This window comes from Pseudoalteromonas rhizosphaerae (genome assembly GCF_902498845.1).
Taxonomy (GTDB): Bacteria; Pseudomonadota; Gammaproteobacteria; order Enterobacterales; family Alteromonadaceae; genus Pseudoalteromonas; species Pseudoalteromonas rhizosphaerae.
Window position 1 is genome coordinate 247,639 of the sequence record NZ_CABVLM010000005.1, and the last position, 17,179, is coordinate 264,817.

Sequence of the window (17,179 nt, forward strand, 5' to 3'; positions counted from 1 at the left end):
TATTACGTATTACACACCCGCGCCTATAAAACAAAAAACCCAAGCCGAGGCTTGGGTTTTTAAACAATTAACTAAAAGAACTTACTTCTTCTTTTTAACTGCTTTTTTGTTTGGTAAATCAGTGATTGAACCTTCAAATATTTCAGCTGCAAGACCGATTGATTCGTTCAATGTTGGGTGAGCATGAATAGTTAATGCTAAATCTTCACCGTCAGCACCCATTTCGATACCTAGACCGATTTCGCCCAGCATTTCACCTGCGTTAATACCAATCATAGCACCACCGATAATACGGCCACTTTCTTTATCAAAGATCAGTTTAGTAGAACCCTCAGTACGAGAAGATGCAATTGCACGACCTGATGCAGCCCATGGGAATACAGCTGTTTCAATGCTTAAGCCTTGCTCTTTTGCTTCTTTCTCAGTTACGCCAACCCAAGCGATTTCTGGGTCAGTATAGGCAATTGAAGGAATACATTTCGGATCAAAGTAATGTTTTTGACCTGAGATAACTTCAGCAGCAACGTGACCTTCATGAACCGCTTTGTGCGCAAGCATAGGTTGGCCAACTAAGTCACCAATTGCGAAGATGTGGTCAACGTTAGTTTTAAGCTGCTTATCAACATTAATGAAGCCACGCTCATCAACATTAACACCCGCTTTGTCAGCATCTAATAAGTTACCGTTTGGTGTACGACCAACAGCAACTAATACTTTGTCATAACGTACTGGTTCAGCTGGTGCGTTTTTACCTTCAAATGTAACGTATAAGCCGTCATCTTTCGCTTCTACGCCAACAACTTTAGTTGATAGCATAACGTTAAATTTATCACTTACGTATTTTTGGTAAATCTTGATGATGTCTTTATCAGCAGCTGGTACTAGTTGGTCAGCAAATTCAACCACGTCGATTGCAGAACCTAGTGCGCGATACACAGTACCCATTTCAAGACCGATAATACCACCACCTAATACTAATAGCTTTTCAGGGATGTCTTTAAGCTCTAGTGCACCGGTTGAATCAATTACGCGGTCATCTTCAGGAATGAAAGGTAAGTTTACCGGTTTAGAACCAGCAGCAATGATAGCGTTATCAAAAGTAATTGTTGTTTTACCGTCAGCGCCTTCAACATCAAGCGTGTTGCTACCTGTGAATTTACCGTAACCGTAAACCACTTTAACTTTACGCATTTTAGCCATGCCGTCTAGGCCACCAGTAAGTTGGCTAACAACTGACTCTTTCCACGAACGAATTTTATCTAAATCAATTTGTGGTGCGCCAAAAGTAACACCATGAGATGACATTTCTGCTGCATCATCAATTACTTTAGCTACGTGTAAAAGTGCTTTCGAAGGAATACAACCAACATTAAGACATACACCGCCTAATGTGTCGCGAGATTCTACTACTGTTACTTCTAAGCCCAAGTCAGCAGCACGGAAAGCCGCAGAATAACCACCAGGACCACCGCCTAGTACAACAACTTGAGTTTTTAATTCGTTGCTCATGCTTTTACCTTAATTGTTTGAACGGGACACTGCCCTAAAGTTTAACTGCCATGTTTCTGCAAGGCAGAAAGGGAGAGCAGATCAAAAATTTATGCAAGATATACAAAGATTGTATCATTGCAAATGGTAAAAATCCCAGCAAAAAACAACTGGCTGGGATTTGATTCTATTTATTTCGCTACATGCAGCAATTGCTTACATTACTAATTGGCGAATATCGCTCATGTAACTTGCTAAAGTTACAGTAAAGCGTGCCGCTAGTGCACCGTCAATCACCCTATGGTCGTAAGACATAGAAAGTGGAACCATTAGTTTTGGTTCAAACTCTTTGCCATTCCACTTAGGTTTAATTTCAGACTTAGAGACACCTAAAATAGCAACTTCTGGGGCATTTACGATTGGCGTAAAGGCTGTACCGCCAATACCACCAAGGCTTGAAATTGTAAAACAACCACCTTGCATATCAGAAGAGGTAAGTTTGCCGTCACGCGCTTTAACAGATACTTCCATTAATTCACGCGATAATTCAATGATGCCTTTCTTATCAACATCTTTAAATACTGGCACAACCAAACCGTTTGGCGTATCAACTGCAACACCGATATTGATGTACTTCTTAAGAATTAAGCTTTCACCGTCGTTAGATAGTGATGAGTTAAATGTAGGGAACTCAGCAAGTGCTTTCGCTGCTGCTTTCATTACAAATACCAGCGGGGTGATTTTAACACCTAGCTTTTTCTTCTCGCTAAGGGCATTTTGCTCTTTACGGAACTCTTCAAGAGTTGTGATATCAGCTTCATCAAACTGCGTAACATGCGGGATTTGCACCCAGTTACGGTGTAAGTTTTTACCCGATAGCTTTTGAATACGAGATAGTTTTTTCTCTTCGATTTCACCAAATTTAGCAAAATCAACTTTTGGCCATGGAATTAAACCAAGTTCACTACCACCAGTATTGCCAGAAGCTGTCGCTAATTGGCCTGATTCAACTTGCTTAACTAAGTTCTTCACATAGTCTTGCACGTCTTCTTTCACAACGCGATTTTTACGACCTGAGCCTTTTACGTTCGCAAGGTTAATACCAAACTCACGGGCTAAGCGGCGAACAACTGGCGATGCATGAGCATACGCACTATTGTTTTCAAAACTTTCATTGCTCGCTTTTGCAGGCGCTGCTTGTGCAGCTGGAGCTGATTCTGCTTTCGCTGCTGGTGCAGATTCAGAAGCCGCTTTTTCAGCGGTAGCTGCAGGTGCACTGCCTTGCACTTCAAATACAAAGATAAGTGAACCGGTCGATACTTTATCGCCCGCAGCAACTTTAATCTCTTTAACAGTACCGGCAAACGGTGCTGGTACTTCCATTGCCGCTTTGTCGCCTTCAACATTTAAGATTGACTGATCTTCAGTAACCTTATCGCCTACTGCAACCATCACTTCAGTGACTTCAACCTCATCACCGCCGATATCAGGCACGTTTACTTCTTTACTGCTTGGCGCTGAACTTTGTGCCGGCGCAGACTCTTGAGCTGGCGCTGTTTCTGCTTTCGCAGCTGCAGGCTCACTACCAGCCACTTCAAAAACAAACACTAAAGAGCCTGTTTTTACTTTATCGCCAGCGGCAACTTTAATTTCTTTAACAGTACCTGCAAACGGCGCTGGTACTTCCATTGCCGCTTTGTCGCCTTCAACGTTTAAGATAGATTGTTCTTCTTCAACGGTGTCGCCAACAGCAACCATGATTTCCGTCACTTCAACTTCATCATCGCCGATATCTGGTACGGTGACTTCTTTAGTTGTTGAACCTGAAGACGCAGCAGGTGCTGCAGCTTCAGATTTTGCTGGTTCTGCAGGCGCTTCGCTAGATGCTTGCTCTTCACCTTCAAACAAGAATACTAAAGAACCCGTAGTAACCGTGTCGCCCACGTTTACTTTGATTTCTTTTACAGTACCGGCTTGTGCCGCAGGTACTTCCATTGAGGCTTTATCACCCTCAACAGTTAGTAATGATTGGTCAACGTCAACTTTGTCACCAACGCTCACTAGAATTTCGGTTACTTCGACTTCATCGCCACCGATATCTGGTACTTTAATTTCAATACTCATTGCAAACCTCTTATGCGTACAGTGGATTAAGTTTGTTAGTGTCGATGTTGAACTTTTTAAGTGCTTCAACCACAACTGACTTCTCAACTTCACCACGTTTAGCAAGTTCAGATAACGTCGCAACTACTACGTAGCTGGCGTTAACTTCAAAGTGACGACGAAGGTTTTCACGGCTATCAGAACGACCGTAACCATCGGTACCTAATACTTTGTAGTTGCTGCTTGGAATGAATGAACGCGCTTGTTCTGCGTAGTTTTTCATGTAATCCGTTGCGGCAACAGTCACTGAGTCATTTAATACACTGGTGATGTAGGCAGTCTTCTGTTCGCTTTCAGGGTTAAGCATATTGAAACGCTCAACATCTTGCCCTTCACGAGTTAATTCGTTGAACGACGTTACTGAATACACATCAGATGCAATACCGTAATCATCACTTAAAATCGCGGCTGCTTTACGCACTTCAGTCATGATAGTACCTGAGCTTAATAGCTGTACGTTGGCTTTTTTGCCTGCGTAGCTTTCTAGCTTGTAGATACCTTTACGAATACCTTCTTCAGCACCTTCTGGCATAGCAGGTTGTGCATAGTTTTCGTTCATAAGCGTTAGGTAGTAGTAAATATTTTCTTGGCTTTCACCGTACATACGACGAATACCATCTTGAACAATAACCGCTACTTCGTAAGCGTATGTTGGATCGTAAGAGATACAGTTAGGTACTGTGTTAGCAAGAATATGGCTGTGACCATCTTCGTGCTGTAGACCTTCACCGTTTAATGTTGTACGACCAGCAGTAGCACCTAATAAGAAACCACGTGCTTGTTGGTCACCCGCCATCCATGCCATGTCGCCAACACGTTGGAAACCGAACATTGAATAGTAGATATAGAATGGGATCATTGGTAAATCGTTAGTGCTGTATGATGTTGCCGCAGCAACCCACGATGACATTGCGCCTAACTCGTTGATACCTTCTTGCAATACTTGACCAGATGTTGCTTCTTTGTAGTAAGAAACGATATCACGGTCTTGCGGCGTATAGTTTTGGCCATGCGGGTTATAAATACCGATTTGACGGAATAAACCTTCCATACCAAAGGTACGCGCTTCATCGGCAATAATTGGTACGATGTTTTTACCAATACCTTTATCTTTCAATAAGATATTAAGTGCACGAACAAAGCCCATGGTGGTAGAGATATCACGCTTTTGCTCTTCAAGTAATGGCTTAAATGCTTCTACTTCTGGCAGTACTAACTTTTCAGTAAAGTTAGGAATACGTTTTGGCGTATAACCTTTAAGTGCATCACGGCGAGCATGTAAGTACTTGTGCTCAGCCGAACCTTCTTCAAGTGTTAAATAAGGAAGTTCTGCAAGTTGCTCTTCAGATACTAAATCATCAAGACCTAAACGTGAACGTAAATGGGCAACGTGTGACATGTCCATTTTTTTCACTTGGTGAGCAATATTCTTACCTTCAGCCGCTTCACCCATGCCGTAACCTTTTACGGTTTTAGCTAGGATAACTGTTGGGCGACCTTTGGTCTCTTCTGCTTTTTTGAATGCAGCGAATAATTTTGATGGCTCATGACCACCACGCTTAAGCGCGAAGATTTCGTCATCTGTCATATCAGCAACAAGTGCTGCTGTTTCAGGGTAACGACCAAAGAAATGCTCACGTACGTACGCGCCATTTTTAGCTTTATAAGTTTGGTAATCGCCATCGACTGTTTCGTTCATCAATTGCAATAACTTACCTGTGGTGTCTTTAGCTAGTAGGATATCCCAGCCGCTGCCCCACACTAGCTTGATCACATTCCAGCCAGCGCCTTTGAATAGACCTTCAAGCTCTTGAATGATTTTACCATTACCCATTACTGGGCCATCTAGGCGCTGTAAGTTACAGTTAATTAAGTAACAAAGGTTGTCTAGTTTTTCACGGGCAGCAAAAGAAATAGCGCCACGTGATTCTGGCTCGTCCATTTCACCATCGCCTAAAAACGCGTATACACGTTGGTTTTTAGTGTCTTTTAAGCCACGACCATCTAGGTACTTTAAGAAGCGCGCTTGGTAAATAGACGCGATAGGACCAAGACCCATAGATACCGTAGGGAACTGCCAGAATTCAGGCATTAATTTAGGGTGTGGGTAAGATGGTAAACCTTCGCCATCAACTTCTTGACGGAAGTTATCAAGCTGCGCAGCAGATAAACGACCTTCAACAAATGCACGTGCATAAATACCCGGAGAAATGTGACCTTGATAATAAACTAAGTCACCGCCGTCTACATCATTTGGGGCTTTGAAGAAATGGTTAAAACATACTTCATAAAACGCCGCAGATGACTGGTAAGACGCCATATGGCCGCCTAGATCGAGGTCTTTTTTCGAAGCGCGCAATACAATCATGATTGCGTTCCAACGAATAATAGAACGAATACGGCGCTCAAGGTTTACGTCCCCTGGGTAAGCAGGTTCTTGATCTACCGGGATCGTATTAACGTAGTTTGTGCTGATGCCTGTAGGCATATCAACACCGTCTAAACGGGCTTGCTCTAATACTTGCTCAAGTAAAAACTGAGCACGTTCAACACCTTCTTCACGCACAACTGATTCAAGAGCTTGTAACCACTCTTGTGTTTCTAGCGCGTCTACGTCAATTTTATTGACTTCAGACATATGGAGGTTTCCTTATGTTTAAAATACGAATGTTCTTAATTAGCACTGTGGTAATCGTGTTGCCATATACAGCACTTGCTTAAATTATTTATCTTTAACTTAGTTTTTTGTTACTTAATTTTGCTTTGTGCGTCTTAAACTACGCTCAATTCGTGAATGCTCTTTACCTGCTTCCAATAACGCTTCTTCAATGAAAGCTAAGTGAGCATTACTGGCAAGTCGCGCCTGCTCTGGATTCCCTTCAATCACTGCATCCATCAATAAACGGCGATGCTCAGCTAAGCGCGAACTAATATGCGGCTTCTCTAACAATACCGTTAAATTTTGTAAAACATTTTGCTCAAGCAATGCCCGCATACCGCGTACTAAATGCAGTAACACCACATTATGCGAGGCTTCTGCCACACTAAAGTGAAACGCGTTAATTGCTTTGGCTTTTTGTAGTAAATCATCATGAGCCAATGCGATGCATTCAAAGCTTTGCTTAACTTTAGCAAAGTCAGTGCTAGTACCACGAAGCGCAGCATAATAAGCTGCAATCCCTTCGAGAGCATGACGAAACTCTAATAAATCAAACTGTGATTCAGGATGTTTACTGATCAAGTCAAATAACGGATCAGTGAGCCCTTCTTCTAGCTGATTTTTTACAAACGTCCCGCCACCTTGACGTCGCGTTACTAAGCCTTTTGCCTCTAGCTTTTGAATGGCTTCACGTAATGAAGGGCGAGACACTTCAAATTGTTTGGCTAATTCACGCTCTGGCGGCAGTTTCTCACCCGGTGCTAATGAGCCCTCAAGAATCATGTTCTCAAGTTGCTGTAAAATAACATCCGATAGTTTTGCTGCTTTAATCTTTAAAGACATTAATCAACGTCCGCATTGTAGTGGAAATGTAACCTGAAAAATCCAAGTTTGTGCCCAGAGACTAGACCAAAAGGTAAATTGGTCATACCAAATTTGAGCCATACGTTATCAAAAAGCAAGTTTGCTGTCAATTTCGCTGCGACGCACCTTAAAAAACACCCTAACGTATTTTGCACAAAGATCAAACAGTATGAGATAAAGCCAGTGTTTAGGAAGGAGTTTTATAGAAAAACACAATGGTCTGACCAGATAATCAAAAACTAGTGGGCGAGTTTTTTTGAACTCGAAGTGTACTATATAATAAATTAAACTGCGCGGGGTAAACCCGCGCCTACGCATTGGTAGCAGCGAGTTTACCTCGCGACTGTTTCTACATTTACATAGACAGCCAATTTCACCACTGAGGGCAGGAGGCGCTACGCGCTACACAGAGAATACAAAAGTAAAGTTAATTACTAACAGGTTTTACCTCTATTAACTCGGTGCTCTCTGTGGTGAATAAATCACTAAAAGACTTTTGCACAAAGAGAAGTGAATGAGCGCAAATGAAAAAAAACGCCACGGGCTTCGAGCTGCGAATAGACTCAAACACCTAGCCACTACTTTTATAGTTACTTCTCTAAAGCGCAGCGACTCTTAACCTCTTTGTGAATAAATTTTAATTGCGCGGGTAGCAGCGAGTTTACCTCGCGACAATTACTTACCTAAAACCTAGCATCTGTTTATTTACGCTAAACCACCAAATAAAGTAAACAAGGCAATCAACACCAAGTAAAACAACACATTTCGTTTTACAAGCTTCATCATACAAGTTGCTTCATACGCGCAACCAAAATGTTGCTGTTCTATTTGCTCTGCGGCAAGCGCGGTATTAGTAACCACTTTACGGTTACTCACTGTAAAATCGAGTGCATAATGCAGCCAGCAACTGGTGCCTTTATTAAAGTTACCTATTACTAGATAACCAAAGCTGGCGATTCTGGCTGGTAACCAATCAAGCCAAAATAATAATGAATGAATAAGTTTAAAACGTTTGGCATACACAACTTTATGGTCGTTCTGCACTAAATCAGCAAAAGTACGTACTAATGCATAAAAGATCGCGCCAGGTACGCCTAATATTACAAACCAAAAAATAACTGCACAATAAAAACGAAAGTTTACCCAAGCCAACGTTTGTCCAAAGGTTTCACCGCCTTTTTGCTCTTCCGTTTTCTTTTGCCCCATTTGCAGTGCATATAAGGTTGCCGCTTGCTGATCATCACGGGTTAGCGCATTTAAATAGGACTTATATAAAGCACGTTGTTTAGCACAGCCAAAGCAAACCAGCAGCACAGCCACATTAATGGCTAACTGCCATAATACAAAATCAGATAAGGTAAAAATAACCGCCACAAGTAATACCGGCAAACACAGCCAAATAATAAATCCTGCAGGCGAATTGAATAGACCTTGCTCGCCAAGCTGTTTTTTTGAACGTGTTAAATAGCCTTGCGCGTAATAGCTTATTTGCCAATAATCAGATCGGGCACCTAAACGCTCTAATATCAGAGCTATTATTATAGAAATTAAGATCATACTTTTCTCTTTCCAAATTGGCGCTAGTTAAAATATAGCAGCAAAATAATGATTCCAATCAAAACTGTCTCCAGGGTCTGTTTTTCGCCCTGGTGCAATGTGACAATGGCCAACAACACGCGAGCGTGTGATAGCTGGGTATTTATATATCAATGTCTTAGTTAAGGATTGTAATGCATTATATTGATTTTGGGTATACGCCGTTGTATCTGTACCTTCAAGCTCAATACCAATACTAAAATCATTACACTGACTACGTCCTAAAAACTCAGACTGCCCAGCATGCCAAGCACGTTTACTAAAAGGCACATATTGAACTATTTCACCGCTGCGTTTAATAAAACAATGTGCTGAAACTCTCAACCCCTTTAAATCAGCAAAGCTAGGGTGTGCTTGGCAATCAATACATCCCATAAACAAATCATCCACAAACGGCGTGGCAAACTGCCCTGCTGGCAAGGAAATATTATGAATCACTAATAAAGATATTTCCTCACCTAGTGGGCGCTCATCAAAATGCGTACTTGGTCGCTGGATAGCGGTACTAACGACACCAAAAGAGTTTATTTTCATAGTTTATATTCATAATGGCCTGTAAATAAATGCATAGTCAGATGCTAATAGATTTCCAAGTAGAATAACAGCAAAGCACTTTCATTGTTTTGCGCCGGTAGCAGCGAGTTTACCTCGCGACTGTTTCTACATTTACATAGACAAACCAATTTCACCACCGAGAAGAGAAAGCCAAGGGCTACGGGTAACGAGCTGCGGGCTGTAAGTTCACCTAGCAGCTAGTCACTTCCCTAGAACCTAGTTCCTATTTTCCTCTAAAGCGCAGCGCCTCTTATCCTCTTTGTGAATAAATTTTAATTGCGCGGGGTAAACCCGCACCTACGTGTTGGTAGCAGCGAGTTTACCTCGCGACTGTTTTTACATTTATACAGACACACTATTTCACCACCGAGCCCACCGAGGCGCTTTGCTACACCGAGAAGACAAAAGTAAAGTTAATCACTATTACCTATTGGTTTTTCCTCTGTGAGCTCGATGATCTCTGTGGTGAATAAATCACTAAAAGACTTTTGCACAAAGAGAAGTGAATGAGAAGAACAAATGCCACGGGCTTCGAGCGACGAGCTTCGAATATGCCCTAGCATCTAGTCACTTCCTAAAACCTAGAACCTATTTTTAGATTACTTATCTAAAGCGCAGCGCCTCTTATCCTCTTTGTGAATAAATTTTAATTGCGCGGGGTAAACCCGCACCTACGCATTGGTAGCAGCGAGTTTACCTCGCGACTGTTTCTACATTTACACCGATAAACCTATTTTACCACCGAGGGCAGGAGACGCTGCGCGCTACACAGAGAAACCAAAGTAAAAAATCACTTATTTCTTCTCGGTGGTGAATTAATCACTGACAGAACTTTAATCTAATTGCGCGGGGTAAACCCGCGCCTACGTATTGGTAGCAGCGAGTTTACCTCGCGACTGTTTTTACATTTATACAGACACACTATTTCACCACCGAGCCCACCGAGGCGCTTTGCTACACCGAGAAGACAAAAGTAAAGTTAATCACTATTACCTATTGGTTTTTCCTCTGTGAGCTCGGTGATCTCTGTGGTGAATAAATCACTAAAAAACTTTTGCACAATGATAAGAACAAATGCCGCGGGCTTCGAGCGACGAGCTTCGAATTCCCCCTAGCATCTAGTCACTTCATAAAACCTAGAACCAATCAAACTTATAGCTTCAGCCTTCTCTTTCACTTTCAAACCATGTAAAATTTGTGCAATTTCCTAATTATAATGAGCTTTTATAATGTCTATCCCACACAGCCTTTTAAGCCAATTGGTTAAACTTGCCCTTGATGAAGATTTAAATTACCAAACAGCCGAACAAGGCGACATCACCGCGCAATTAATTCCAGCGGCGCAGCACGCTAATGCCAAAGTGATCACTCGTGAAGATTGCGTGTTTTGCGGTAAAGACATTATCTTAGAAGTATTCAAACAAGTTGATCCGAGTGTAGCCGTTAATGTATTGGTAAATGATGGTGATACAGTTAAAGCTAACGATACCTTATTTACAGCAATAGGTTCTGCCCGCGCTATTTTAACAGCTGAACGTACCGCACTTAATTTTGTTCAAACCTTGTCAGGTACAGCAACCACTACAGCGCATTATGTTAAAGAACTCAGTGGCACCAACACCCAACTACTCGATACCCGTAAAACCATTCCGGGCCTACGTGCATTACAAAAGTACGCGGTCAAATGTGGCGGTGGCGCAAATCATCGCATTGGCTTATTTGATGCGTTTTTAATTAAAGAAAACCACATTGCCGCCTGCGGTGGCATCGATAAAGCCGTAGCGCAAGCAAAACTTAATCACCCAACTAAACCGATAGAAGTAGAAGTCGAATCACTTATTGAGCTAGATCAAGCCATTACAGCCGGTGCTGATATTATAATGCTGGATAACTTTAGCGTTGAGCAAATTCAACAAGCAGTAGTACTGACCGATAAGCGCGCTAAATTAGAAGTTTCGGGTAATATGACCCTAGAAACACTGCGCACCTACTCACAGGCTGGGGTTGATTTTATATCCAGCGGTGCACTTACAAAAAATTTACAGTCAATCGATTTGTCAATGCGTTTTGAGTAATAATCAAACTAAATAACAAATATTATGTTTCCCTAATGCGTTGACAAACTGATTAAAAAAGCATTAAATACGCCGAAAGGCTTACACTGTAACAAAATGTTAATTTTAGTGCTTTATATAATACGAAATAGTGCTAATGTAAGCCTCTAGGATGAATGAATTAACTTTCAACCAATTCTAAAGAACTACTTTCAGGTATTGTTTTACACCGCACGGCTACTTTGATGAAAGCTGTGAGTTAAATAAACAACATTAATACCAAGTAGTGGGTGAAGAAAGTTTTTAAAATTCGATGAAATGCAGTTAAAGCCGCTTTCAATCAGCTGTTTTAGTGCTAAAGTAGATCTAACAGAGTAATTTTAATAGTTGCTAAAACCTATCCAGCATTATTTAGCTAGGCACTGGGTTAGGTATTAGTAATTTAACGATTTTAAAAAAACCGTAAGATAAAGCAGTTACAGTAGCTAACGTGATTACACACTTTACTAACATAATTTATTTAGCTTACAAAAAACACTATCCTTTAGGAGAGGAACATGGAAAAAATGACACAACAAAGTCAAAAGGGTTTTACCCTAATTGAATTAATGATTGTAGTAGCAATCATCGGTATTTTGGCAGCTATTGCATTACCGGCTTATTCTAACTACCAAGCAACATCAAAATTAACAGCTGGTTTAGCTGAAATTTCAGCTGGTAAAACAGGTTATGAAGTAGCAGTCAACAACGGTGAAACTCCAGACGCAGCCAAAGCTGGTTTACCTGCTTCTACACAAAACTGCACTATAACTGTTGACACTACTGGCATTAAATGCGAAATATTGAATGCACCGACTCAAATTGCATCTGCAGTAATTCAATGGACTAGAGGCTCTACAGGTCAATGGACTTGTGCTACAACAGGCATTACAACTGGTAGTGAAGATTTAGCACCAAAAAGTTGCCCACAATCTTAATTCTGTAAAATTTTAATAAAGCGCCTTTTTTGGCGCTTTATTTTTAGTGAAATAATGAAAACTCAAAAATTAACAACTATTACATTACTTATTGCTTTTTTTTCTCTCTCATTACTACCATTTATTCCATTACTATCTTATGACTATCATAACCATCAACGAATTTTACAAATAGCATTATTGTTAGGTTTAAGCTTTATATTTGCTATTAATCTATACATACAAAAAAACGTTATATATTTAGAAAAAGAAAACATAAATATCACTGCATTCTTTTTAATATTTATCTTTATTGGTGTTATCTCTTCAATATTCAGTGATGAAATTATTTTCTCCCTTTTTTACACTTCCCATATTTTCTTACTAGTTATCGCACTGAGCTTGATAAGTTCATTGAATGATAAGAGTTCAGCTCTAATATTAATATATGCTTTAGTAATAGCCCATACGGGCTTAGTTTTGGTTTGTCTGCTTAATATTATTTTTACTCTTTTTGAACAACAGCCTTTAAATCCATACATAATCTACTCAGGATTTATAAACATTAGATTTTTTAATCAAGTACAAGTTTTTGTTCTTCCTTTTTTAATACTATTACTTAAATTCAAAGACATTCAACGCATTGTATTTTTTGTTTTATTTTTAAATTTATTACTTATACTTATTGGCCAAGCTAGAGGTGCTTTATTATCTTTTTTGGTGATATCACTTCTTGCACTTATTTTAAAAAGCACATTAAAAAAACAGATTTTTACTGGACTAATATGCTTGACTCTGAGCCTTATAGCTTTTTATAGTTTAAACTCTCTAAATCCTGGTGGGGCTGATATAACAAGAACAAGTACATCTGGTCGCATTGATTTATGGTTAACAACACTCAACAACTTTACTTTTAAGCATATTTTTATTGGCAACGGACCAGGGATATTTGAGATGTCACTTGGAAGTTCAGCTCCGTTTAGCCACCCTCATAATTCAATAGTTGAAACTTTAAATGAGTGGGGAGGGATTGCATTAATATGCTTATCTACTGCTGTTTATTTAACCATAAAAAAAGCAGCATATCACATAAAAAGATATCAAAAAGATATTATTACTGAGAGTTTATTTTATTCATTTTTAATTGGTATTACTTATTCTTTTTGCTCTGGTGTGCACGTTATGCCGGTTTCCCAAACGCTACTATTTATAATTTGGGGATTATTGTTAGCAAGAGTTAGAAAAAGGGATAAGGTTACTGTTTCTATTAATAACTACTGGAAAATAATTATTACAATTATACTTATAATTGGCTGGTGCTTTTATTTAAATAAGGCCATTCATATATATAACAGCATAGATCCGGACAAAGGCTATATTTATGGACCACGCTTTTGGTCTGTGGGTCAAAGAATATAGAAGTTAGGCAACTTTTCTACCAAGGATCATTAGTTTAAGTTATGCTTACAACTATAAAGTCTACTTTATCAAAATATAAACCTGCGGAATACTTTTATGGCTAAAAAACAAGAACAGAAAGGACTCGACACCTTTCAGTGGGTAGGCGTTAGTGCTCGGGGTAAACGTTTAGAAGGTGAGTCAACAGGAGCAAGTATAGCATTAGTTAAAGCGCAGCTTCGCAAACAAGGTATTACTCCTTCAAAAGTGAAACGTAAAGCAAAACCGCTGTTTGGCATTCAAAATATTCAAAAAATTACAGCAAAAGATATTGCTTTAGTTACGCGGCAAATTGCCACTATGTTAATGGCAGGTGTACCGCTGATTCAATCAATTGAAATGATTGGTTCTGGCTCGACTAATAAAAGCGTCACTAAATTAATGGAAACCGTCGGCGATGAAGTAAAAGCAGGCGGCACACTCTCGGATGCGCTGCGTAAACATCCCCGTTATTTTGATGACTTATACTGTGATTTAGTTGCCTCTGGTGAGCAATCAGGCGCACTGGATAAAATATTTGACCGCGTTGCGCTTTATAAAGAAAAATCAGAAGCGCTAAAGTCAAAAATTAAAAAAGCCATGTTTTACCCAATTTCAGTGCTTGTTATAGCAGGTATTGTTACCTCTATTTTGCTTATATTTGTTGTACCTCAGTTCCAAGATATTTTTGCCGGTTTTGGGGCTGAACTCCCTGCATTTACCTTAATGGTGATTGGTATATCTGAGTTCATGCAAGAGTATTGGTGGATTATATTGATTGCGCTCTTTGGTTTTGGTTACGCTTATAAGGAAGCACTACTAAAAAACAAAAAACTACGCGATGCCAACGACCGTGCTATTTTAAAATTACCCGTAATAGGTATGATTTTAAATAAAGCTGCGGTGGCGCGCTATGCCCGTACGCTTTCGACCACCTTTGCGGCGGGTGTACCTCTAGTTGATGCGCTGGACTCAGCTGCTGGGGCTTCAGGTAACGCGGTTTATCGTTATGCTATTTTAGATATAAAAGCTGAAGTAAGCTCGGGTAATCAAATGAACTGGGCGATGCGCAACTCAAAAATATTCCCCGATATGGTGATACAAATGGTCGCCATAGGTGAAGAGTCAGGCTCTTTGGATGGCATGCTGGCAAAAGTTGCTACTATTTATGAGCAAGAAGTGGATGATGCAGTAGATGGCCTATCGAGCTTATTAGAGCCGCTTATTATGGCGGTACTCGGCGTACTGGTTGGCGGTTTAATTATTGCCATGTACTTACCTATTTTCCAACTTGGGTCGGTTATATAAAAGCTGTAAGCTGTAAGCTGTAAGCTGTAAGCTGTAAGCAAAAATGTTCCTAATTTATATTAAGCAATACAAAATTTTTATTTAAGTGATTTATTCACCACAGAGATTAAGAAACGCTGCGCTTTAAAGAAGTAATTGTAAAAATAGGTGCTAGGAAGTGGCTAGGGTGTATTCGAAGCCAGTGGCGCTTTTCTCATTTGCTCTCATTCTACTCTTTGTTCAGAAAGGTTTTTGACTGTGGGCATTACTTGTAGGCTAGTGGCTTGCCACCGCGAAAATAATCTAATTGTCACGAGGTAAACTCGCTGCTACCAATACGTAGGCGCGGGGTTACCCCGCGCAATAGATTCAAGTTCTGTCAGTGATTAATTCACCACCGAGTTCACAGAGAAGAAATAAGTGATTTTTTACTTTGGTTTCTCTGTGTAGCGCGCAGCGCCTTTGTGCTCTCGGTGGTAAAATAGGTTATCGGTGTAAATGTATAAACAGTCGCGAGGTAAACTCGCTGCTACCAATGCGTAGTCGCGGGTTTACCCCGCGCAATAGATTAAAGTTCTGTCAGTGATTAATTCACCACCGAGAACACAGAGAAGAAATCAAAGATTTTTTACTTTGGTTTCTCTGTATAGCGCGCAGCACCTTTGTGCCCTCGATGGTAAAATAAGTTTGTTTGTGTAAATGTATAAACAGTCGCGAGGTAAACTCGCTGATACCAATACGTAGTCGCGGGTTTACCCTGCGCAATTAGATTAAAGTTCTTTCAGTGATTAATTCACCACCGAGAACACAGAGTTCACAGAGAAGAAGTAAGTGATTTTTTACTTTGGTCTCTCAGTGTAGCGCTCAGAGCTTTTGTGCCCTCGGTGGTAAAATAGGTTTATCAGTGTAAATGTATAAACAGTCACGAGGTAAACTCGCTGCTACCAATGCGTAGGTGCGGGTTTACCCCGCGCAATTAGATTAAAGTTCTGTCAGTGATTAATTCACCACCGAGAACACAGAGAAGAAATAAGTGATTTTTTACTTTGGTTTCTCTGTGTAGCGCGCAGCGCCTTTGTGCCCTCGGTGGTAAAATAAGTTTATCGGTGTAAATGTATAAACAATCACGAGGTAAACTCGCTGCTACATACACGTAAGCGCGGGCTTTTTGTAGTTTTTAGGTTTTAGGTTTTAGGTTTTAGGTTTTAGGTTTTAGCGAATGCAAAATTTCTTTCTCGATATAATCACTGTTATGCAAAACCAATTATGGTTTTATTTACTCACTGTTGGCTTAGTGAGCCTGTGTATTGGCAGTTTTTTGAATGTAGTTATTTACCGGTTGCCGATAATGATGCAGCGTGAATGGCAAACAGAATGCCGTGTTTTACTGGCTGACGATTTAAAACCTACAAAAGCTGATAATACAGAAACTGAGTTTAATCTGGTCAAGCCTAACTCTACTTGCCCAAAATGCAAAACTGCCATTAAGCCTTGGCAAAACATTCCTGTTATTAGCTGGTTATTGTTAAAAGGTCGCTGCGCCAGTTGCAGTAACCCAATTTCAGTACGTTACCCAATTGCTGAAATGCTTACTGCGGTTTTAAGCTTAATAGTGGCCTACACCTTTGGCGCGACTGAGCAGGCACTACTGTATATTTTAATTACTTGGGTGCTCGTCGCCCTGACCTTTATTGACATTGATCATATGCTACTGCCTGACCAACTCACCTTACCTTTAGTCTGGTTAGCATTAATTGCTGCGGTAATGGGCATCACTATCTCCCCAACAGATGCCATTATTGGTGCAGCATGTGGTTACTTAAGCCTCTGGAGCGTATTTTGGCTATTTAAACTGATCACCGGTAAAGAAGGCATGGGCTATGGTGATTTTAAATTACTGGCGGTATTTGGCGCATTGCTTGGCTGGCAATCATTACTCACCATTGTTTTATTATCGAGTGTAGTGGGCGCTATTATTGGTATCGCGTTATTGAGTATTCAAGGCAAAGATAAAGCCACGCCAATTCCATTTGGGCCTTATTTAGCCATTGCAGGTTGGGTTACTTTGTTATGGGGCACACAAATCCAAGTATTTTATTTTAATTTGTTAGGTTATTAAT

The 17,179-nt window shown here is 40.3% G+C and carries 11 protein-coding genes; 5 read left to right on the plus strand and 6 right to left on the minus strand.

Annotated features, from left to right (window positions below):
- Nucleotides 1–81 precede the first annotated feature (81 nt).
- From lpdA to ampD, 6 genes are all read right to left on the minus strand, one after another.
- A complete protein-coding gene (gene lpdA, locus PSR9079_RS09920) occupies nt 82–1,509 on the minus strand; it encodes a dihydrolipoyl dehydrogenase (protein WP_145235220.1) in 1,428 nt (475 codons plus the stop codon).
- Between the two features lie 195 nt (nt 1,510–1,704).
- On the minus strand, nt 1,705–3,612 hold the full coding sequence (aceF, locus tag PSR9079_RS09925; RefSeq protein WP_149981339.1) for a pyruvate dehydrogenase complex dihydrolipoyllysine-residue acetyltransferase: 1,908 nt from the start codon (nt 3,610–3,612) through the stop codon (nt 1,705–1,707).
- Between the two features lie 10 nt (nt 3,613–3,622).
- Entirely contained in the window at nt 3,623–6,289 is a 2,667-nt protein-coding gene (gene aceE / locus PSR9079_RS09930; protein ID WP_149981340.1) for a pyruvate dehydrogenase (acetyl-transferring), homodimeric type, read from the minus strand.
- 114 nt (nt 6,290–6,403) lie between these two features.
- Nucleotides 6,404–7,153 (minus strand): pyruvate dehydrogenase complex transcriptional repressor PdhR, encoded by a 750-nt coding sequence (gene pdhR / locus PSR9079_RS09935; protein ID WP_145235214.1) that lies wholly within the window; start codon nt 7,151–7,153, stop codon nt 6,404–6,406.
- A 726-nt stretch (nt 7,154–7,879) separates the two neighbouring features.
- Complete coding sequence (gene ampE / locus PSR9079_RS09940; RefSeq protein WP_149981341.1) at nt 7,880–8,731, minus strand: beta-lactamase regulator AmpE; 852 nt, start codon at nt 8,729–8,731, stop codon at nt 7,880–7,882.
- A gap of 27 nt (nt 8,732–8,758) precedes the next feature.
- Nucleotides 8,759–9,304 (minus strand): 1,6-anhydro-N-acetylmuramyl-L-alanine amidase AmpD, encoded by a 546-nt coding sequence (gene ampD / locus PSR9079_RS09945; RefSeq protein WP_145235210.1) that lies wholly within the window; start codon nt 9,302–9,304, stop codon nt 8,759–8,761.
- A 1,250-nt stretch (nt 9,305–10,554) separates the two neighbouring features.
- Between ampD and nadC the strand changes: the two genes are divergently transcribed.
- The 5 genes from nadC (at nt 10,555) to PSR9079_RS09970 (ending at nt 17,178) form a co-directional block, all read left to right on the plus strand.
- A complete protein-coding gene (gene nadC / locus PSR9079_RS09950; RefSeq protein WP_149981342.1) occupies nt 10,555–11,400 on the plus strand; it encodes a carboxylating nicotinate-nucleotide diphosphorylase in 846 nt (281 codons plus the stop codon).
- Between the two features lie 536 nt (nt 11,401–11,936).
- On the plus strand, nt 11,937–12,356 hold the full coding sequence (locus PSR9079_RS09955) for a pilin (RefSeq protein ID WP_149981343.1): 420 nt from the start codon (nt 11,937–11,939) through the stop codon (nt 12,354–12,356).
- Nucleotides 12,357–12,410: 54 nt separating this feature from the next.
- Entirely contained in the window at nt 12,411–13,754 is a 1,344-nt protein-coding gene (locus PSR9079_RS09960; RefSeq protein ID WP_149981344.1) for an O-antigen ligase family protein, read from the plus strand.
- A 96-nt stretch (nt 13,755–13,850) separates the two neighbouring features.
- Entirely contained in the window at nt 13,851–15,080 is a 1,230-nt protein-coding gene (locus PSR9079_RS09965; protein ID WP_149981345.1) for a type II secretion system F family protein, read from the plus strand.
- Nucleotides 15,081–16,278: 1,198 nt separating this feature from the next.
- Complete coding sequence (locus tag PSR9079_RS09970) at nt 16,279–17,178, plus strand: prepilin peptidase (RefSeq protein WP_149981346.1); 900 nt, start codon at nt 16,279–16,281, stop codon at nt 17,176–17,178.
- Nucleotide 17,179: the final 1 nt, after the last annotated feature.